This is a genomic window from Aquabacterium sp. (genome assembly GCF_041909175.1).
Classification (GTDB): Bacteria; Pseudomonadota; Gammaproteobacteria; order Burkholderiales; family Burkholderiaceae_C; genus Aquabacterium.
On record NZ_JAYRDZ010000003.1, the window covers coordinates 19,174 to 38,170 of the forward strand.

The 18,997-nt window shown below is 64.0% G+C and carries 14 protein-coding genes and 1 riboswitch; of the genes, 10 read left to right on the forward strand and 4 right to left on the reverse strand.

The genetic code is table 11. From position 1 onward, the window contains the following. Nucleotides 1–81 precede the first annotated feature (81 nt). The 4 genes from ACE3PH_RS05120 (at nucleotide 82) to ACE3PH_RS05135 (ending at nucleotide 5,157) form a co-directional block, all read left to right on the forward strand. A complete protein-coding gene (locus ACE3PH_RS05120) occupies nucleotides 82–1,284 on the forward strand; it encodes an acyl-CoA dehydrogenase family protein (protein WP_374316919.1) in 1,203 nt (400 codons plus the stop codon). Continuing rightward, nucleotides 1,281–2,054 (forward strand): SDR family NAD(P)-dependent oxidoreductase, encoded by a 774-nt coding sequence (locus tag ACE3PH_RS05125; protein ID WP_374316920.1) that lies wholly within the window; start codon nucleotides 1,281–1,283, stop codon nucleotides 2,052–2,054. Before ACE3PH_RS05120 ends, ACE3PH_RS05125 begins: the two co-directional genes overlap by 4 nt. Beyond that, nucleotides 2,051–3,100, forward strand: a complete 1,050-nt coding sequence (locus ACE3PH_RS05130) for a phosphotransferase (RefSeq protein ID WP_374316921.1) — start codon at nucleotides 2,051–2,053, stop codon at nucleotides 3,098–3,100. Before ACE3PH_RS05125 ends, ACE3PH_RS05130 begins: the two co-directional genes overlap by 4 nt. Before the next feature lie 131 nt (nucleotides 3,101–3,231). Then, nucleotides 3,232–5,157 (forward strand): methyl-accepting chemotaxis protein, encoded by a 1,926-nt coding sequence (locus ACE3PH_RS05135; RefSeq protein ID WP_374316922.1) that lies wholly within the window; start codon nucleotides 3,232–3,234, stop codon nucleotides 5,155–5,157. Here the strand turns inward: ACE3PH_RS05135 and ACE3PH_RS05140 are convergent, their stop codons facing one another. Next, complete coding sequence (locus tag ACE3PH_RS05140) at nucleotides 5,158–5,736, reverse strand: TMEM165/GDT1 family protein (RefSeq protein ID WP_374316923.1); 579 nt, start codon at nucleotides 5,734–5,736, stop codon at nucleotides 5,158–5,160. A 14-nt stretch (nucleotides 5,737–5,750) separates the two neighbouring features. Next, nucleotides 5,751–5,920: riboswitch (yybP-ykoY riboswitch) on the reverse strand. A gap of 93 nt (nucleotides 5,921–6,013) precedes the next feature. Here ACE3PH_RS05140 and ACE3PH_RS05145 point away from each other — a divergent pair. Both ACE3PH_RS05145 and ACE3PH_RS05150 read left to right on the forward strand, forming a co-directional pair. Then, a complete protein-coding gene (locus ACE3PH_RS05145; protein ID WP_374316924.1) occupies nucleotides 6,014–7,222 on the forward strand; it encodes an acyl-CoA dehydrogenase in 1,209 nt (402 codons plus the stop codon). A gap of 43 nt (nucleotides 7,223–7,265) precedes the next feature. Beyond that, the gene (locus tag ACE3PH_RS05150) at nucleotides 7,266–8,435 is read left to right on the forward strand and encodes a CaiB/BaiF CoA transferase family protein (RefSeq protein WP_374316925.1); all 1,170 of its coding nucleotides are present in this window, start codon (nucleotides 7,266–7,268) and stop codon (nucleotides 8,433–8,435) included. Nucleotides 8,436–8,447: 12 nt separating this feature from the next. Here the strand turns inward: ACE3PH_RS05150 and ACE3PH_RS05155 are convergent, their stop codons facing one another. After that, complete coding sequence (locus ACE3PH_RS05155) at nucleotides 8,448–9,968, reverse strand: PLP-dependent aminotransferase family protein (protein WP_374316926.1); 1,521 nt, start codon at nucleotides 9,966–9,968, stop codon at nucleotides 8,448–8,450. Between the two features lie 214 nt (nucleotides 9,969–10,182). Here ACE3PH_RS05155 and ACE3PH_RS05160 point away from each other — a divergent pair, with 214 nt between their 5' ends. From ACE3PH_RS05160 to ACE3PH_RS05175, 4 genes are read left to right on the forward strand one after another with little or no spacing between them, the layout of a single operon-like run. After that, nucleotides 10,183–11,499, forward strand: coding sequence for a glutamine synthetase family protein (locus ACE3PH_RS05160; protein WP_374316927.1), 1,317 nt, complete (start codon nucleotides 10,183–10,185; stop codon nucleotides 11,497–11,499). Between the two features lie 17 nt (nucleotides 11,500–11,516). Then, entirely contained in the window at nucleotides 11,517–12,812 is a 1,296-nt protein-coding gene (locus ACE3PH_RS05165; protein WP_374316928.1) for an NAD(P)/FAD-dependent oxidoreductase, read from the forward strand. Nucleotides 12,813–12,854: 42 nt separating this feature from the next. Further along, a complete protein-coding gene (locus ACE3PH_RS05170; RefSeq protein WP_374316929.1) occupies nucleotides 12,855–14,075 on the forward strand; it encodes a glycosyltransferase family 4 protein in 1,221 nt (406 codons plus the stop codon). Between the two features lie 25 nt (nucleotides 14,076–14,100). Beyond that, a complete protein-coding gene (locus tag ACE3PH_RS05175) occupies nucleotides 14,101–15,219 on the forward strand; it encodes a PA0069 family radical SAM protein (protein WP_374316930.1) in 1,119 nt (372 codons plus the stop codon). Nucleotides 15,220–15,242: 23 nt separating this feature from the next. Here the strand turns inward: ACE3PH_RS05175 and ACE3PH_RS05180 are convergent, their stop codons facing one another. Both ACE3PH_RS05180 and ACE3PH_RS05185 read right to left on the reverse strand, forming a co-directional pair. Next, nucleotides 15,243–16,397 carry a GGDEF domain-containing protein gene (locus tag ACE3PH_RS05180; RefSeq protein WP_374316931.1) on the reverse strand — a complete coding sequence of 385 codons (1,155 nt, stop codon included), beginning with the start codon at nucleotides 16,395–16,397 and terminating at the stop codon, nucleotides 15,243–15,245. 180 nt (nucleotides 16,398–16,577) lie between these two features. Continuing rightward, nucleotides 16,578–18,881 carry an NADP-dependent malic enzyme gene (locus ACE3PH_RS05185; protein ID WP_374316932.1) on the reverse strand — a complete coding sequence of 768 codons (2,304 nt, stop codon included), beginning with the start codon at nucleotides 18,879–18,881 and terminating at the stop codon, nucleotides 16,578–16,580. Nucleotides 18,882–18,997: the final 116 nt, after the last annotated feature.

Consider the following 18,997-nt stretch of genomic DNA (forward strand, 5'->3'; position numbering starts at 1 on the left):
TGCTTGGATTGTAGGTGGCCATGACCTACAATATTGTCCAACAATATTGTTGAGCAATTGGCGGCGGCCTCACACGACAGCATGGACTTTTCACTTTCACCCGAGTTGCGGGCACTGCGCGACAAGACCCGGCAGTTCATTGCCGAGCAAGTGATGCCGCTTGAGAACGACGAACGTCAGAGCCACCATGGCCCGAGTGAGGCCTTGCGTCGTGAATTGGTGGCACGGGCCAAGGCTGCAGGGCTGCTCACGCCGCACGCTTCGCGCGAGATGGGCGGCCTGGGCCTGACCCACGTCGAAAAGGCGGTGGTGTTTGAAGAGGCCGGCTACTCCTGGCTGGGCCCGACGGCACTGAACATCCACGCGCCAGACGAGGGCAACATCCATCTGATGGAGGCGGTGGCGACGCCCTCCCAAAAGGCCCGCTGGTTGCTTCCGCAGGTGCAGGGGCACACGCGTTCGTGCTTTGCCATGACCGAGCCGGCGCCTGGCGCGGGTGCGGACCCGTCGCTTCTGGCGACGGTGGCCGTGCGTGATGGTGATGACTACGTGATCAATGGCGTCAAGTGGTTCATCACGGGGGCTGACGGGGCTGATTACGCCATCATCATGGCGCGCATGGAAGATGGTTCAGCCACGATGTTCTTGTCTGACATGGATCGACCGGGGATCGTGCTGGAGCGCAACATGGATGCGATGGACACCTGTTTCACAGGCGGCCACGGCGTGCTGCGATTCGACAACCTGCGCGTACCTGCGTCCGACGTGTTGGGTGAACTGGGCGCAGGCTTTCGATATGCCCAGGTCCGACTGGCCCCGGCACGGCTCACCCACTGCATGCGCTGGCTGGGGCAGGCGCGCCGTGCACACGATGTGGCCCTTGACTATGTGCGCAAGCGTCAAGCCTTCGGCAAGCCCCTGGTGGAGCACGAAGGCGTCGGTTTCATGCTGGCTGACAACGACATCGACCTGCACACCGCGCGTCTCCATATCTGGCATACCGCGTGGCTGCTGGATCAGGGCGAGAAGTGCAATTTCGAGTCGAGCCGCGCCAAGGTGGTTTGTTCCGAGGCCGAGTGGCGTGTGGTGGACCGCTGCGTGCAGGTGCTGGGCGGGCAGGGGGTCACGGGAGAGAAGCCGGTGATGCGCATCTTCACCGACATGCGCGCTTTCCGCATCTACGATGGCCCCAGCGAGGTGCACCGCTGGAGCATGGCGCGCAAGCTGGCCCATTTGGCTGACAAGGCCGAGGCTGAGTTGCTGGGCAGCCGAGGTGCGGCATGACTGGCGCTTTGGAGCGATTCAGTCTGCAGGGCCGGCTGGTGTTGGTGACGGGCGCATCCAGTGGCCTCGGCATGCACTTTGCCCATGTGCTGGCGGCCGCTGGCGCCCGCGTGGCGGTGGCGGCGCGGCGCGCCGACAAGCTGCAGGACCTGGTGGCGGCCATCCATGCGGAGGGGGGAGAAGCCCGTGCCTTCACGATGGATGTCACCGACAGCAGCAGTGTGCGTCAAGGCATGGATGCACTGTGCGCATGGGGTGTGCCGGATGTGGTGGTCAACAACGCTGGCGTGACCGTGACCCGTCCGGCTCTGGAGCAGACCGAGGCAGATTTCGACCACGTTCTGGAGACCAATCTGAAGGGCAGCTGGCTGGTGGCTACCGAAGCTGCTCGCCGCATGGTGAGCGCGGGGCAGGGGGGCAGCATCGTCAACGTGGCCTCCATCCTGGGTGAGCGGGTGGCCGGCGGCGTTGCACCATATGCCATCTCCAAGGCCGGCGTGATACAGGCCACCAAGGCACTGGCACTGGAATTGGCGCGCCATGGCATCCGTGTGAATGCGCTGTTGCCTGGCTATGTGACGACAGATCTGAACCGTGACTTTCTTGCCAGCCCGGCTGGTGACAAGCTGCGGGCACGCATTCCCAGCCGCCGATTTGGTGAGATGGCCGATCTGGACTGGCCTTTGCTGCTGCTGGCATCGGACGCGGGCGCAGCAATGTCTGGCGCGACGCTCGCTGTGGATGGTGCACACTTGGTGAGTTCACTATGACCGAGATGGAAAAGACCTTGCCCACCGAAGCGCTGGGTGACTACCTGCGTGCCGTGGGTTTGGCAGGCAGCGGGCCCCTGCAAGTGAGTGTGCTGGCGGGGGGGCAGTCCAATCCGACGTATCGCATCACGTCGGTCGACGGCGCCGGGGTTGCGCGCGACTATGTGCTGCGCAAGAAACCGCCCGGTGAGTTGCTCGCCTCGGCGCATGCCATCGACCGCGAATACCGGGTGCTGAAGGCTTTGGCGGATACCGATGTGCCGGTGCCCCAAGTGCTTCACTATTGTGAAGACGAGGAACTGCTCGGCACACCGTTCTATGTGATGGAGTTCCTTCAGGGGCGTTTGTTCATGGACCAGTCCCTGCCTGGTTTGCAGCCAGCCGAGCGGCGCGCCATTTACAAGGAGATGAACCGCGTCATTGCAGCGCTCCATGCCGTTGACTACCGCGCATCAGGCCTGGGCGACTACGGCAAGGAAGGCAACTATGTGGGCCGTCAAATTGCCCGCTGGTCGCGGCAGTGCCGTGCATCGACGATTCCCATGAACGATGCCATGCATCGCCTCATGGACTGGCTGCCCGAGTACCTGCCTCCAGGCGACGACAGCACGCTGGTGCATGGTGACTATCGCCTGGACAACCTCATCTTCGCTCCTGATGAGCCGCGGGTGATCGGGGTGCTTGACTGGGAGTTGTCCACCATCGGGCATCCGCTGGCTGATCTCTCGTATCAATGCATGTCCTGGCGGATACCGCCCGCACTATGGCGCGGTATCGGTGGGCTGGATCTGGCCGAACTGGGCATCCCGCAGGAGTCGGAGTACGTGGCCTGGTACAGCCAGGCTACCGGGCGCGACGCCGCAGGCCACTGGAACTATTACCTGGCCTACAACCTGTTCCGGATGGCCGCGATCCTGCATGGTATTGCGCAGCGTTCGGCTGATGGCAACGCCACCGCCCAAGATGCGGCAGAAACAGGCCGAAAAGCTGGCCCCTTGGCCGAGTTGGGGTGGCAGGCAGCGCAGATCCACATGGCGAGCTTGTGAGTGCGAACCGGGTTGGTGTGTGACATCCGAGGCGCATGCCGGCTCAAGAACCAGTAAAAACGGACGATATTTAATGGGTGTGTGCGGGTTTTCCCGCAAGTCTTTCTCTTCTGCAGAAGTGGAACCGCCCCATGTTCAACGCTCTCTTTGCCCGCAAGGCCCCTCGCAGTGGTCACTTCGATTGCGCTCAGCCGCCCCGTTCTCTGGCGGCCTTGGGCATACGTGGCAAGCGGGGGCTGCTCATGGCGTTCATTCCCCCGGAGGCAGATTTCGATCGTGCCAATGCGGCGTGGCAGTCCCTGGGACGAGAGGGGCTCACGGTGGTGTGCCTGTCGTCTTCAGGGGCGCTGTGCAGCCAGCCTGGTCAATCGGTCTACTGCGATGCGGTGGGTCAGCAGGGCAGCTGGCTGTGGATGCCCGAGGGGCTGATTCGGGCGCACGAGGTGCGCGTGGTGGATCTGCATGTGCGCTCCACCCACACCGCCAAGGCCCGCATCGATGCCATCAAGGCTGATCTGGCGCGCATGCCTGTGCAGATGAACCTCTCCGCAGAGCGGCATTTTGCGATGGTGTACTGCGATGGGGTGTCTGCCTCGGAGGGCTTCCTGATGCAGGCCTGGTACGCCTGCGCCCGCTTCCCTTGTCTGGCGGTAGGGGGCTCGGCCGGTGGCACGATGGACATGAAGGCCACCTACATTGGCACCCGAGAGGGTGTGCTGCGCGAGAAGGCGCTGGTGATCTTTTGCGAAATGGCCCGGGGCGTGTCGTTTGCGCCGTTCAAGAGCCAGAACTATGGAGCCACCGAGCACAGTTGGCTGGTGGCCGAGGCCGACCCGGTGGCGCGTACCGTGAAGTCGGTGTTTGATCGCCATCACCAACCGGTGCCGATCATCGATGCGCTGTGTCAGCACTTCCATTGCAGTCGAGACCAGTTGGCGGCGCGCCTGGAGGGCTTCACATTCGGTGTGCGCGTGGGCAGCGAGTACTTCATCCGCTCGATCGCCAGCATCAACGTCGACAGCATCAACTTCTTCTGCGACCTGGAGTTCGGTGACCGCCTGCACCTGCTGAAGGCCACGCCGTTCGTGAGCAGCACCGAGTCCGACTGGCAGAAATTCCTGTCTGACAAGCCCAAGCCCACCGGTCTGTTGCTCAACGACTGCGTGCTGCGTCGGGTGGGCAACAGCCGTGAGCTGGGGCAGGCTCAGTTCTTCGGCAAGTTGCCGGCAGCCGGCTTTTCCAGCTTTGGCGAGGTGATGGGAGTACCCATCAACCAGACGCTGTCTGCGTTGGTGTTCTTCGAGGGTTACACCAAGGCCATGCGCCAGTTCCCGGTGGTCTATGCCAGCTATTCGGCGCACTATGCCCAGCGTGCGCTTGGGCGCTGGGAGGCCTTGAACGCGATCCAGCAACAGGCCATGTCACGCATTGCGTCCTATCAGCGCCATATCGATCCGCTGCTGGAGGCCTTGCCCAGGCTGGAAACGGCCACGTCGACACAGTCGCAGGCGCTGGACATCGCCGAAAACTCCATCCGCTCGCTGAGCCATGCCGCGTCCCAGACCCAGGGTGCCCAGCATGTGCTGGAACAGGAGTTGGGCGAGCTGGAGCGCATTTCGCAAGGCATCAGCCAGATCACGTCGGGCATCGGCCGCATTGCCGATCAGACCAATCTGCTGGCGCTCAATGCCGCGGTGGAAGCGGCCCGCGCGGGGGATGCCGGGCGGGGCTTTTCGGTGGTGGCTGATGAGGTGCGCCGCCTGGCGCAGTCGTCGAAGTCTCAGGCGGAAGCCACGAGCAAGGATATCCACGATGCGGTGGAAACGATTTCACGCATCCGCCATGTGGCGACCCAGACGGTCACCACCACGCAGGGCATGGCACAGCAGAGCATCACGGCGGCCGAGCGCATTTCCTCGATGGGGGCACAGACCGCGACCGAGCAGCAGAACATCTCGGCCAGTCTGGCCAACCTGAAGGACCTGGCCAGCAGCGTGGATGCGATGCATGAAAGCATCGACCAGATCACGCAGCTGAGCCGCCTGGCTGCAGGCTGATCAGAAGCCCAGGCGCGCACCAGCGCCTGCCAGGGTGGCGATACCCAGCACGGCAAAGATGGCAGCGGCGATGCTGTGGACCAGCTTCATCGGGATGCGGGCGGCCAGCTTGTCACCGACGAACACGGCAGGCACATCGGCGATCAGCATGCCCAGGGTGGTCCCGATCACCACCATCACCGGCGAGGCATAGTGGGCGGCCATGGCCACTGTGGCGATCTGGGTTTTGTCGCCCATTTCCGCCAGGAAGAAGGTCACCAGCGTGGCGCCGAACACACCGAGCTTGTGGGCGACCTGGGTTTCTTCTTCTTCGATCTTGTCGGGGATCAGCGTCCAGATGGCCATGCCGATGAAGGACAGGCCCAGCACCCAGCGCAGGATGTCGGGGCTGACCATGGCCGTGATCCAGGCCCCCAGTGCACCGGCAATGCCGTGGTTGACGATGGTGGCGGCCAGGATGCCCAGGATGATGGGCACGGGCTTTTTGAAGCGGGCAGCCAGGATGAAGGCCAGCAACTGGGTCTTGTCGCCGATTTCGGCAAGGGCAACGACACCGGTGGAGACGAGGATGGATTCCATGGGGGGGATGTGAATCAGGCCGGAAGACGCACGATTGACCACAACGCACCTCCGGCCAGGACGGGTGCGTGGTGGTCAAAGGTCTTGCCAAGCGCGGGAACCGCTGACGCCATGACCTGCGGGTCAAGTGTGTTGACGTCAGCCTCTTCAGCGTGAAGAGCGGCTACTCCCCAATGACTGGCGCGATTATACAGACAGGCAAATGGACCAGCGGGCGGTGCAGTAAGTGGCGCACTGGGCCGGAGACGGGCTGCCTAGCATCGATCGCATCTTGCACATGGACCTCACCAAGGACCTCTTCAACACCATGACCCGTACAGCCTTTTCCTGGAATGACCCCTTCAAGCTCGACGACCAGCTGAGCGATGACGAGCGTGCGGTGGCGGATGCCGCGCGTCGCTATTGCCAGGAGCGCCTGCTGCCACGTGTGCAGAACGCATTTCGCACGGAAACCACGGATGTGAGCATCTTCCGTGAAATGGGGGAACTGGGGCTGCTCGGGGCCACCATCCCGGAAGCCTATGGCGGCGCTGGTTTCAACTATGTCTGCTATGGCCTGATCGCGCGCGAGGTCGAGCGTGTGGATTCGGGCTACCGCAGCATGATGAGCGTGCAGAGTTCGCTGGTGATGGTGCCGATTTTTGAATTTGGCACCGAGGCTCAAAAGCAGAAATACCTGCCCAAGCTGGCCTCGGGTGAGTGGATCGGTTGTTTCGGCCTGACGGAGCCCAACCACGGCTCGGACCCCGGCAGCATGATCACCCGTGCCCGCAAGGTGCCTGGTGGCTACAGCCTGAGCGGTGCCAAGATGTGGATCACCAACAGCCCGATCGCCGATGTGTTTCTCGTCTGGGCCAAGGATGACGAGGGGGCCATTCGCGGCTTCGTGCTGGAAAAGGGCTGGAAGGGCCTGTCTGCACCGGCCATTCACGGCAAGGTGGGCCTGCGCGCCAGCATCACGGGTGAAATCGTGCTGGACGAGGTGTTCTGCCCCGAAGAAAACGCATTCCCCGATGTGCGTGGCCTGAAGGGGCCGTTCACCTGTTTGAACAGCGCGCGCTATGGCATCTCGTGGGGTGCACTGGGCGCCGCTGAAGACTGTTTTGCCCGCGCACGCCAGTATGTGATGGACCGTCAGCAGTTTGGTCGCCCGCTGGCCGCCAACCAGCTGATCCAGAAGAAGCTGGCCGACATGATGACCGACATCAGCCTGGGTTTGCAGGGCAGTTTGCGGCTCGGCCGGATGAAGGACGAAGGGCTGGCGCCAGTGGAGCTGACCTCGCTGCTCAAGCGCAACAACTGCGGCAAGGCGCTCGACATCGCCCGCATGGCGCGCGACATGATGGGGGGCAACGGCATCAGCGACGAGTTTGGCGTGGCGCGCCACCTGGTGAACCTGGAGGTGGTCAACACCTATGAAGGTACGCACGACGTGCACGCCTTGATTCTGGGCCGCGCCATCACCGGTATCGCGGCGTTCAACTGAGCGGGTGCACACTGCTCGGGTTCGAGTCAAAAAGGCGAAGACGATGTTGAAGATGCTCGATGGCCTGCGGGTGCTGGACCTCTCGCGGGTGCTGGCCGGTCCGTGGGCGGGCCAGATGCTGGCGGACTACGGTGCCGATGTCATCAAGGTGGAGCGACCGGGCAGCGGGGATGACACCCGTGCCTGGGGACCACCCTGGTGGGGCGAGGGCGACGGGCGGACCGCTTCGTATTTTTTGTGCGCGAACCGCGGCAAGCGCTCCATCGCCATCGACATGGCCGATTCGGCGGGGGCCGAGCTGGTGCGCACGCTGGCACGTGAAGCCGATGTGCTCATTGAAAACTACAAGGTGGGGCAGCTGGCACGGTATGGGTTGGGCTGGGACGATATCCACGCGATCAACCCCCGGCTGGTGTATTGCTCCATCACGGGCTATGGCCAGGATGGACCGCGTGCGCAGGCTCCCGGCTATGACTTTGCGGTGCAGGCCGCAGGTGGCCTGATGAGTGTGACGGGGGAGCCCGCCGAGGTGCCGGGTTCACAGCCCCAGAAGGTGGGTGTGGCCGTGGCCGACCTGTTCACGGCGGTGTATGCGGTAACGGCCATTCAGGCCGCCTTGCTGGAGCGTCATCGCACGGGCGTCGGGCGGCGTGTGGATGCGGCCTTGCTGGACACGCAGGTGGCGATGCTGGCAAACCAGGGCAGTGCTTACCTGGCTACGGGGCGCCCGCCCCGGCGCATGGGCAATGCCCATCCCAGCATCGTGCCGTATCAGGTGTTTGCCACGGCAGATGGGCACATGGTGCTGGCCGTGGGCAATGACCTGCAGTTCAGGCGCTTTTGCGAGTTGCTCCAACAGCCTGATTGGGCGGCTGACCCGCGCTTTGCGAGCAATGCCGCGCGCGTGCAGCACCGCGGCGACCTGGTGGGGCTGATCGCTGCGCGGTTGACTGAGCGCAGCACCGCTGACTGGGTGGCCTTGCTGGAGCCAGGGCTGGTGCCCTGCGCCCCGATTCTGGATGTGCAGGGTGTGTTCGAGAGCGAGCAGGTGCAGGCACGTGGCATGCAGGTCGAGGTGGGCGGTGTGCCCCTGGTGGCCCAGCCCATGCGCCTGGATGGTGAGCGCCCGCTGTCGGACCGCGCGCCGCCGCAGCTGGATGGCGATGGCGATGCCATCCGTGCAGCGCTGGCGGCGGGTCGCTGCTGGCCTTGACCTGCAGTGCCCTCAGCGCAGGCGCAAGGCGTTGAGTACCGGGGCCATGCGTGCCACCAGCAGGTCGATGTCATCCACCGGCACGCCGGCGTATGACATCACGAGCCCGCGTATGGGCGCGTCAATGGCATAGGTCGACAAGGGGATCACGGTGATGTCGCGCTCTGCACAGGCAGCAGCGACCGCCTGGTCATCCACCTGCGCCGGGAAGGCGAGGGTGAGGTGAACGCCGCGCCAGCCGCCGAGGATGCGCATGGGGGAGTCGGGTTCGGTCAGTGCTGGCACATGGGTGTGCAGCGCTTGCACCAGGGCTTCCCGGCGGGCGCCAAAAGCCTGGCGCAATTGGCGTACATGCGCGGCATAGTGCCCCTTGTCGATGAAGGTGGCCATGGCGGCCTGGGTCAGTTGATCGCCGTCGCGGTCGAAGTCGGCGCCGGCCGTGGCAAACAGCTCTGCCAGGGTGGGCGGCAGCACCATGAAGCCCATGCGCAGGCCGGGGAACATGGTCTTGCTGAAGCTGCTCAGGTAGATCACGCTGTGGCCATCGCCGGTTTCGGCATCCAGCCCCTGCAGCGAGGGCACCGGGGCGCCGTTGTAGCGGAACTCGCTGTCGTAGTCGTCTTCCAGCAGCAGAGTGCCGTGCTGCCGGGCATGTGCCAGCCAGGCGAGGCGCCGTTCCATCGGCATCACGGCACCCGTCGGGAATTGATGTGAGGGCGTGAGGTACGCCAGCCGCGGCGGTGTGGTGTTCGCATGGGCGGAGGGCAAGGTGGCGCCTTCCTGGTCCACAGGCAAGGGCACGAGCTCCAGCCCCAGGTCGCGCAGGGCTCGGCTGGCACCCCAGTAGCAAGGGTCTTCTACCCAGATGCGGTCGCCCGTGTCTGACAGCAACTTGCCGATGAGCGTCAGCGATTGCGCCGTGCCGTCTGTGATGACGATCTGAGACGCGTCACAGCGCACCCCGCGGGTGGCGTGCACGTGGCGGGCGATGGCTTCGCGCAAGGCGGGCAGCCCGCCAGGCGGGCCATTGCGCAGGTGGGTGCTGTCCGGTGTGCGCAGCAATTGCGTGAGCACCTTGTTCCAATGCGCTTGCGGGAACAGATCGTCATTGAACAGGCCCGGGCAGAACGGGCGCTCTACCCAGAAGCGGTGCAGCCGGTCGGCCCGGTAACGCTGGCCTCGTGTCGACAGCGCAGGCGGGGCAATGGGTGCGGCTGCTGTGCGGCGCACGGGGCGTTCGCCCACATGCTCCTGCACCACCTTGCGGACGAAGGTGCCGGAGCCCTGTCCGGCCACCACGAAACCCTCTGCCTGCAATTGGGCGTAGACCGCCACCAGGGTGTTGCGGGCCACGCCGAGTTGCTTGGCCAGATCCCGTGAGGCGGGCAGCCTCTGCCCTGGTGCCATCACGCCGCGCTGAATGGCTTCGCGCAGGCCTTGTGCCAGCGTGATGCCGAGGGCTTGGTCGCCCGCATGGGCGCGGTGTCGCAGCAGGAATTCACCAAGGCTGTCGGTGGGCGGTCTGGACGTCATGCAGGTAGCCGGTGGCACCAAGTGCCCCGGTGGTTGGAGTGGCCCAATCGGTTTGTCACCGATTGGCGCAATGGGCGCAAAAGCCCAATCCTACGATGACTCGACAGCAGCAGCCCATTTCACTCTTTCCTTCACCATGCATTCCAGCTCTGACCAACGACAGCTTCTCTCCGAGGCCCTGGCACCCCTGGGTGTCCACCGCGTGGAGTGCGCCATGGCCGACTTCAGCTCGCTGGCACGCGGCAAGCTGGTGTCTCGCGATGAATTCCTCTCACTGGGCGGGTGCAAGCTGCCTTCGGTGTTGCTGGGCATGGGCATCACGGGCGGCGCACCGTCCGACATGTTTGGCACGGTGCTGCCCAAGGGCTACAGCGATGTGATGATGGTGCCTGATCTGCAGACGCTGGTCAGGCGACCCGGCCGCCCTGGCGAAGCCACTGTGCTGTGCGAGCCCCAGGGAGGCTGGTATTCGGCGCGTCTCGGGCGCGAAGTGGATTCGGCCGAGCTGTCCCCACGGGCGGCCTTGCGTCGGGTGGTGGCCGCCTATGCCGAAGCCGGGTTGCAGGCCACGGTGGCACCCGAGCTGGAGCTCTTCCTGTTGCAGCGCGACCCGACGCCGGGCAGCACACAGGTCACCAGTGCGAAGGCCTGGCCTGATGCGCCCGGGCAGGAGTCTGCATGCGAGCAGTATTCGCTGGAGCGTTCTACCCAGTTCGAGTCGTATTTCGATGAGCTGTATGCCGCGTGTGCGCAATTGGGCATCCCCATCACCGGCCATCTGCACGAGGCCGCACTGTCGCAGTTCGAGGTGAATTTCCAGCCGGGAGCGCCGCTGGCGCAGGCCGACGCGGTGTTCCGCTTCAAGCGTGTGGCGCGGGAGATTGCGCACCGCCATGGTTTCCTGGCCAGCTTTGCTGCCAAGCCTTTCGAGGACCAGCCTGGCACCGGCATGCATTGGCATTTCAGTGTGCAACGCACGCAGGGCGACCCGGTCTGGCCGCATCTGTTTGCGAACCCCGATGGCAGCTCGACACCGGCCCTGTCCCACTTCATAGGCGGGCTGCAGGCCCATGTGCCCGGTGCCATGGCCTTGCTCGCACCGTACGACATGTCCTTTGATCGCATCGTGATGAGCGATGCCTCGCCCACCCATGCCGACTGGGCTGAAGAGGACCGCCACGCCGCCTTCCGGATACCGGCATCCGGCCCCCAGGCGCGGCGCGTGGAAAACCGCCTGCCCGGTGGCGACGTCAACCCTTACCTGGCCATCGCCCTGACCATGGGCTTTGGTCTGGCTGGTTTGCGGGCAGGCCAAGCCCCACGAGACGGTCGGGACGATACCTTGCGCCTGCCGCGCAGCCTGCCTGACGCCCTCGACGCGCTGGCCAGCAGCCAGGCCGCGCGCACCTGGCTGGGTGCCCCATTGGTTGAGCTCTACGTGGCCATCAAGCGCCAGGAGCACCTGGAGCGCCAGTCGCACGCCCATCCTCGGCAGCAGTGGGACCTGCGCCACCTCATCGAATTGGCCTGATTTCTCGGAGAAGCACCATGTTTCGCAGCAGCAGCACCTACATCGACACCTATTACGCCGCGACCACGCGGGACCGCCAGAAAAACCGCCCGGCCTTGACCGACAGCCTGCAGGCCGACGTCTGCGTGGTGGGGGCAGGCTTCTTCGGTCTGTATTGCGCCCTGGAAATGGCCCAGGCCGGCAAGAAAGTGGTGGTGCTGGAGGCCAGCCGGGTGGGCTGGGGCGCATCAGGCCGCAATGGCGGCCAACTGGTGCAGGGCTTTGCCTGTGGCATGGACCGCCTCAAGGCTGCCATGGGCCATGACCGTGCCAAGGACATGTTCCATGAGTCCCTGCGCTCGATCACCAAGATCCGCCAGCTGATCCAGACGCATCAGATCGATTGCGATCTGGCAGATGGTCACGTGGAAGTGGCGGTGCTGCCACGCCGGGTGAAGGACCTCACCGACATGATCGAAGACTGCAGCAAGCAGTGGGGCTACGACAACTTCCAGTTCATCGACAAGGCGGACCTGCCCAACTATGTGAACTCACCGCGTTACCAGGCCGGCATGCTGGACATGGATGCCGCGCAGATTCACCCTCTGAAGTACATCCTGGGCCTGGCAGATGTCGTCGAGGGGGCCGGCGCACGCATTTTCGAGCAGACCCGTGTCACGGGCTACACCGAAGGGGCGGACGGCGTGACCGTGCAACTGTCCGACGGCAACCGCGTGCGCTGCGATCAACTGGTGCTGGCCGCCAACGCCTATGTCGACAAGGTCGATCGCAAGTTGTCGTCGCGGGTGCTGCCCGTCGGCTCCTTCATCGGGGTCACCGAGGTGCTGGGCGAGCGGGTGTGCCGCGAGCTGATTCCGCGCAACCATGCCATCTACGACAACCAGTTCATCCTCGAATACTTCCGCACCACAGCGGACCACCGCCTGCTGTTTGGCGGCCGCTGCACCTACATGGGCGGCGAGCCGAGCAATGTGCATGAAGCGATGAAGGGCAACATCACCCGGGCCTTCCCGTCGCTGGCCAAAACCAAGGTGGAGTACGCCTGGGGCGGTCACATCGACATCACCATGCGCCGCATGCCTGACTGGGGCCGCCGGGGTGACCGCGTTTTCTGGGCGCAGGGCTTTTGCGGGCACGGCATCGTCCCGACCCGCGTGGCGGCCACTGTGGTCAGTGAGGCCATGCTGGGTCAAACCGACCGGCTGGATGCCTTCGCCGGCATCATCAACCCGCCGTTCCCCGGCGGCGAGTTGATGGGGGGGCTGTCTCAGGCCATCGGCATGACCTGGTACCGTCTGCGCGATCTGTTCTGAATGCCTGACAATGGCTGCATGCGAGCAGCCTGTGAGGTATGAATGGCCGCGCCCGACAAGCGCATCCTGCTGATTCACCAGAATTTTCCCGGTCAGTTTCGACATGTGGCGAAGGCCTGGGTGCAAACACCGGGGTGGGATGTGGTTGGTGTGGGGCGCAAGGCTGCGCCCGGCATGCCCGGTGTGCGCTGGCTGGGCTATGACCTGCACCGTGAGCCGCTCAAGGAACAGCACCACTACCTGCGCACCATGGAAAGCGCCGTGCTGCATGGACAGGCGGTGGCGCGTGCCCTGCTGCGGCTGAAAGGGCAGGGCTGGCAGCCGGATGTCATCGTGGCCCACCCTGGCTGGGGAGAAAGCCTGTACGTCAAGGACGTGTTTCCTTCAGCCCGGCTCATCCACCTGTGCGAGTGGTACTACGGCACGGCAGATGCCGATACGGGCTTCGACCCGGCGTTTCCAGCAGACCTCGATGGCATGGCACGTCAGCGCACCTGGAATGCATTGCACCTGCTCAACCTCGAGCAGTGCGATGTCGGCGTGAGCCCGACAGCCTGGCAGCGCAGCCGGCACCCCGCTCGGTATCAGGACAAGATCGAACTGATCCATGAGGGTGTCGACACGGAACTGATGGCACCGGATGCCAACGCCGCGCTGACCTTGCCCGACGGCCGCGTGCTGCGCCCAGGTGATCCCGTGGTCACCTTCGTGGCCCGCAACCTGGAGCCGTATCGCGGCTTCCATGTGTTCATGCGGTCGCTGGTGCATCTGCAACGGCTGCATCCCACCTGTCAGGTCGTGATCCTGGGGGGTGACGACGTCAGCTATGGCGGCCGCCCCAAGGATGCGCCGTGCTGGCGAGAGAAGATGCTCGCCGAGTTGCCTGAACTGGATCTCGATCGCATCCACCTGATGGGCAAACTGCCCTATCTGAGCTACCGCACAGTGCTGCAGGTGTCGGCAGCCCACGTCTACCTGACGTACCCCTTTGTGCTCTCTTGGTCCATGCTGGAGGCCATGTCGGCAGGCTGTCTGGTGGTGGGGTCGCGCACGGCGCCCGTGCAGGAAGTGATCGACGATGGCGTGAACGGCTTGCTGGTGGACTTTTTCGATGAGCCGGCGCTGGCTGCCCGGGTGGCGCAAGCCCTGCATGAACCTGGTCTCTACCGCGCCATGCGTACACGGGCACGTGACACCATTTGCCAGCATTACAGCCTGGCTGCTGGTACCGCCGGCTACACCAGATTGCTCACCAGCACGTGATGAAAATGCTGTATAAATATACAGCATGAGTGAGGCGCCATTACCAGATGACCGACAGCGGGCCCAGCCCTTGAAAGGGCGAGGCTCAGCCACGCGCCTGGCCCACCGATTCCAGCAGGAAGCGCGCGAGGCCCATGATGACGGCTGGGGTTCGCTGGGCGAGGGGGCGGACACGCTGTCGGTGCCGCCAGAGACCGTGGTCACACCAGAGACCGTCAAGAGCATCCTGGCGCGCAACGATTCACCTGATTTGCCCTTCACGTGGTCGATCAACCCCTATCGCGGGTGTGAGCATGGTTGCATCTATTGCTATGCACGGCCTACCCACAGCTATCTGAACCTGTCGCCCGGGCTGGACTTTGAAACCCGCCTGATTGCCAAGGTGAATGCCGCCGATTGCCTGCGCCGCGAGTTGCAGAAAAAAAGCCACGAGGTCAGCCCCATCAATGTTGGCTCGGCCACGGATCCCTACCAACCTGTCGAACGCACCTGGCGCATCACCCGCTCGGTGCTGGAGGTGCTGACGGCAACAGGCCATCCGTTTTCGATCGTCACGAAGTCGAGCGGGGTCGAACGTGATCTGGACTTGCTGGCCCCCGCTGCGACCCGACAGCAGGCGCTGGTGCTCATCAGCATCACCACGCTGGACGCGGACCTGTCTCGCAGGCTGGAGCCCCGCGGCGCTGCGCCGCACCGACGGCTGCAGACCGTGCGTCGTCTGGCCGAGGCAGGCGTGCCGGTCGGGGTCAATGTGGCCCCCATCATCCCGTTTCTCAACGAGCCGGAGATCGAACGCATCATCGAAGCCGCTGCACAGGCGGGAGCACGCTCCATCCACTACACGGTGGTGCGACTGCCTTGGGAGGTCAACCCGCTGTTTCAGGAGTGGTTGAGTCACCACGTGCCCGAGCGGGCAGAGCGCATCATGGCGCGCATCCGCGACATGCGTGGCGGCGAGGCCTATCAGGCTGATTTTGCGACGCGCATGCGCGGCTGGGGGCCTTGGGCGCAGCTGATCGCACAGCGCGTCAACAAGGCCAGTGCCCGCCATGGGTTGGCGCGCCAGGCCCCCAATCTGTCCAACAGCGGCTTCGATCCGTCGGTGCTGAGCGTGGTGGCCGGGGGGCAGCAGGCCCTGTTTTAAGCACGGCTTGAGCCGATGGGCACTCACCGCGTGACGGTGCAGTTGCGGCCCCTTTCCTTGGCCTCGTACAAAGCCTTGTCCGCACGTTCGATCACCGATTCCACGCAGTCGTCAGGCTGAAACTGGGTCAACCCGGCTGAAAACATGGTGCGCAAGGCAGGGGCTTCCGGTGTGATCGGGGTGTGGCGCAAGCGGGTACGAAAGCGTTCGATGCCTCTGCTGGCGTGCTCGATATCGGTGTCCGGGATCAGCAGCAGGAACTCCTCGCCACCCCAGCGCGCCAGGAGATCGGTTTCGCGCAGCGCGGTGCGCGCTTCGTGGGCAAAGGCGCGCAGAACATCGTCGCCAATGTGATGCCCAAACTGGTCATTGACACGCTTGAAGTGGTCCAGATCAATGAGAGCCAGACACAAGGGGCGTTCGGATCGCCCATGCAGTTTCGCGTGCTGCCTGACCATGTCGAGCATGTAGCGCCGGTTGTACAGCCCTGTCAGCTCGTCTCGGTGCGCCAGCTCCTGAATGCGCTGCACGGCATCTTGCAAGTCAATTTGCTGCCGTTTCATGCGCTGACGCATGCTGGTCAGCTGTTGACCCAGGACCGTCACCGAAGGCAGGGTCGTGGCCAGAATCACGAAATGCACCAACTCGTTTTGGTAGACAAACCGACCGGGCTGCAGGTGGTTCATCAGCAGCATGGTGAAGCCCATGATCAGCAAGCCATAGCAGCTGATCGCCAATTGCCCCCGCTGCTTGAGCTTGAACAGCGAAAAATAAACCACCATGAACTGCAGCAGCAAGAGCGCGCCGCGAACCGGGTAGACGATGGAGTACGCCCAAGCAGCCATGGTCTGCGCGAAGACAATTTGCACTGCCGTGAGCGAGGGATCTTGCAACCGCTCACTCCAGCCTGTTCGCAGCAACAGGTAGAACAGCAGCGAGCCCAGCACGGAGCAGATCTGAAAACCGCGGATAGCCGGAACATCGACATCCCAGTGCCGCAAGGCATATTCGGACACCCAGATACCAGCCAGGTAGACCTGGGCCGCCAGCAAGCTGCGTCGGATACGCAGGGCCCGATTCGGGCAGTTGCTGAAGAGCCATTGACCCCATGCCCTCAGCCAAGGCTGGGCATGACCTTCTCGAAATGAGCTGGTTGAGGAGTCAGAGTCAGTTTGCACAACGGTAGAAAAATCCTGCACATCAGCAGTAACGCCATGCTGATTTTCTATCGTCAATCATCCATCATTCTTGATGGATCGTAAACCAGCAAAAGAAACAGCCGCATGCCTGTTGGGCGATGCGGCTGTGGGGCAATTGTGACAGGTCACCGTACGCGATGACCCAGGTTCAGGCGCGCTTTAACTGTGTGCCACGGCCACGGCCGTCATGTTCACGATGCGGCGCACCGTGGCAGACGGGTTCAGGATGTGCACTGGAGCGGCCGCACCCAGCAGGATCGGGCCCACGGTCACGCCGTTGCCGCCGGTCATCTTCAGCACGTTGAAGAGGATGTTGGCAGCGTCCAGGTTCGGGCAGATCAGGATGTTGGCCGAACCTTGCAGCGTGGACTCAGGCAGCAGCTTGGAGCGCACGGATTCGCTCAAGGCCGCATCACCTTGCATCTCGCCATCAGCAGGGATGTGGGGCATGCGCTCTACGAACAGGTCACGCGCCTTGCGCATCTTGCGGGCAGAGGGGCGGGTGCTCGAACCAAACATCGAGTGCGACAGGAAGGCCACGCGCGGAGGCAGGCCAAAGCGTTGCACTTCTTCGACCGCCAGCACGGCGATGTCGGCCAACTGCTCGGCGGTCGGGTCTTCGTTGACGAAGGTGTCGGCGATGAAGAGGTTGTGGTTGTCCAGGATCAGCGCATTCAAGGCAGCCAGACACTGGGCGCCAGGACGCACGCCGATCACGTCACGAATGTGCTCGAGGTGCAGGTCATAACGGCCAATCACGCCGCAGATCATGCCGTCTGCGTCGCCCATCTTCACCAGCATGGTGGCGATCAGGGAGTTGGAGCGGCGCACCACCACCTTGGCCAGATCAGGGGTGATGCCATCGCGGGCACGCAGGCGGTGGTAGGCCTCGTAATACTGGCGGAAGCGGTCGTCCTTGCCCGGGTTGACCACTTCACAGTTCACACCAGGCTTCAGGCGCAGGCCGGCGCGCTCGATGCGCGTATCGATGACATCGGGGCGACCAACCAGAATCGGGAAGGCCAGGCCTTCATCCACGGCGATCTGCGCGGCACGCAGCACGCGGTCGTCTTCACCTTCGGCATAAGCGATGCGCTTCTTGGGCGCGGCCTTGGCACCCAGGAACAGCGGGCGCATGAACAGGCCGGTGTTGGTCACGAACTGCGAGAGCGATTCGCGATAGGCCTTGATGTCGGCAATGGGACGTGTCGCCACGCCCGATGCGGCGGCGGCTTCGGCCACTGCTGGCGCAATGCGCAGGATCAGACGCGAGTCGAAGGGCGTGGGGATCAGGTAGTCCGGGCCGAAGCGCAGTTCACGCCCCGGGTAAGCGGCAGCCACCTCGTCGGAGATCTCGGCCTTGGCCAGATCGGCGATCTGGCGCACACAGGCCAGCTTCATGGCTTCGGTGATCTTGGTGGCGCCGCAATCGAGTGCACCACGGAAGATGTAGGGGAAGCACAGGACGTTGTTGACCTGATTCGGGTAGTCCGAGCGGCCGGTGGCAATGATGCAGTCCGGACGGACAGCCTTGGCCAGCTCGGGGCGGATCTCGGGCTCGGGGTTGGCCAGCGCCAGGATCAGCGGCTTGTCGGCCATGGTCTTGACCATGTCGGCGGTCAGCACGCCGGCAGCCGAGCAGCCCAGGAAGACGTCGGCACCATCGACCACATCGGCCAGGGTGCGGGCGCTGGTGACCTGGCAGAAGCGCTGCTTGGATTCGTCGAGCTTGCCGGCCAGCGCGTCGGCGCGCTCGCTCTGGATCAGGCCCTTCGAGTCGCAGACGTACACATTCTTGCGCTGCACACCCAGGCCCACCATCACTTCAAGGCAGGCGATGGCAGCGGCACCGGCACCCGACACCGCGATCTTCACGTCAGCGATGGCCTTGCCCACCAACTCCAGTCCGTTGAGCAGCGCGGCGCTCGAGATGATGGCCGTGCCGTGCTGGTCGTCGTGGAAGACGGGAATGTTCATCCGCTTGGACAGCTCGCGCTCGATGTAGAAGCACTCGGGCGCCTTGATGTCTTCGAGATTCACACCGCCGAGTGTGGGCTCCAGGGCCGCGATGATGTCGACCAGCTTGTCCGGGTCGCGCTCGGCCAGTTCGATGTCGAACACATCGACGCCTGCGAACTTCTTGAACAGGCAGCCCTTGCCTTCCATCACCGGCTTCGATGCCAGCGGACCGATGTCGCCCAGACCCAGCACAGCCGTGCCGTTGGTCACCACGGCCACCAGGTTGCCACGCGAGGTGTATTCGGCCGCCATGGCGGGGTCTTGCTCGATGGCCAGGCAGGGATAGGCCACGCCTGGTGAGTAGGCGAGAGACAGATCGCGCTGGTTGGACAGTGGCTTGGTCGGGGTGACCGAAATCTTGCCGCGCGAAGGCAGGCGATGGTATTCGTTGGCGGCGTCGCGCAGAGCCTGTTCGGCGTCGGACAAAGGCGTGGAAGCACTCATGGAAAGGGACACATCTTTCAGCAAGGGCGGCCATGGTACGCGAAATGCGCCATCACTTCACAAGCCTTCCCCCGTGGCAACGCAAGAAAAGCTCGGAAAAGCGGCCAAATCGCGAG

Bases quoted from the DNA above. Each gene is read 5' to 3' on its own strand.
- ACE3PH_RS05120 (WP_374316919.1), top strand. From the start codon at position 82: ATGGACTTTTCACTTTCACCCGAGTTGCGGGCACTGCGCGACAAGACC.
- ACE3PH_RS05125 (WP_374316920.1), top strand. From the start codon at position 1,281: ATGACTGGCGCTTTGGAGCGATTCAGTCTGCAGGGCCGGCTGGTGTTG.
- ACE3PH_RS05130 (WP_374316921.1), top strand. From the start codon at position 2,051: ATGACCGAGATGGAAAAGACCTTGCCCACCGAAGCGCTGGGTGACTAC.
- ACE3PH_RS05135 (WP_374316922.1), top strand. From the start codon at position 3,232: ATGTTCAACGCTCTCTTTGCCCGCAAGGCCCCTCGCAGTGGTCACTTC.
- ACE3PH_RS05140 (WP_374316923.1), bottom strand. From the start codon at position 5,736: ATGGAATCCATCCTCGTCTCCACCGGTGTCGTTGCCCTTGCCGAAATC.
- ACE3PH_RS05145 (WP_374316924.1), top strand. From the start codon at position 6,014: ATGGACCTCACCAAGGACCTCTTCAACACCATGACCCGTACAGCCTTT.
- ACE3PH_RS05150 (WP_374316925.1), top strand. From the start codon at position 7,266: ATGTTGAAGATGCTCGATGGCCTGCGGGTGCTGGACCTCTCGCGGGTG.
- ACE3PH_RS05155 (WP_374316926.1), bottom strand. From the start codon at position 9,968: ATGACGTCCAGACCGCCCACCGACAGCCTTGGTGAATTCCTGCTGCGA.
- ACE3PH_RS05160 (WP_374316927.1), top strand. From the start codon at position 10,183: ATGGCCGACTTCAGCTCGCTGGCACGCGGCAAGCTGGTGTCTCGCGAT.
- ACE3PH_RS05165 (WP_374316928.1), top strand. From the start codon at position 11,517: ATGTTTCGCAGCAGCAGCACCTACATCGACACCTATTACGCCGCGACC.
- ACE3PH_RS05170 (WP_374316929.1), top strand. From the start codon at position 12,855: ATGGCCGCGCCCGACAAGCGCATCCTGCTGATTCACCAGAATTTTCCC.
- ACE3PH_RS05175 (WP_374316930.1), top strand. From the start codon at position 14,101: ATGAGTGAGGCGCCATTACCAGATGACCGACAGCGGGCCCAGCCCTTG.
- ACE3PH_RS05185 (WP_374316932.1), bottom strand. From the start codon at position 18,881: ATGAGTGCTTCCACGCCTTTGTCCGACGCCGAACAGGCTCTGCGCGAC.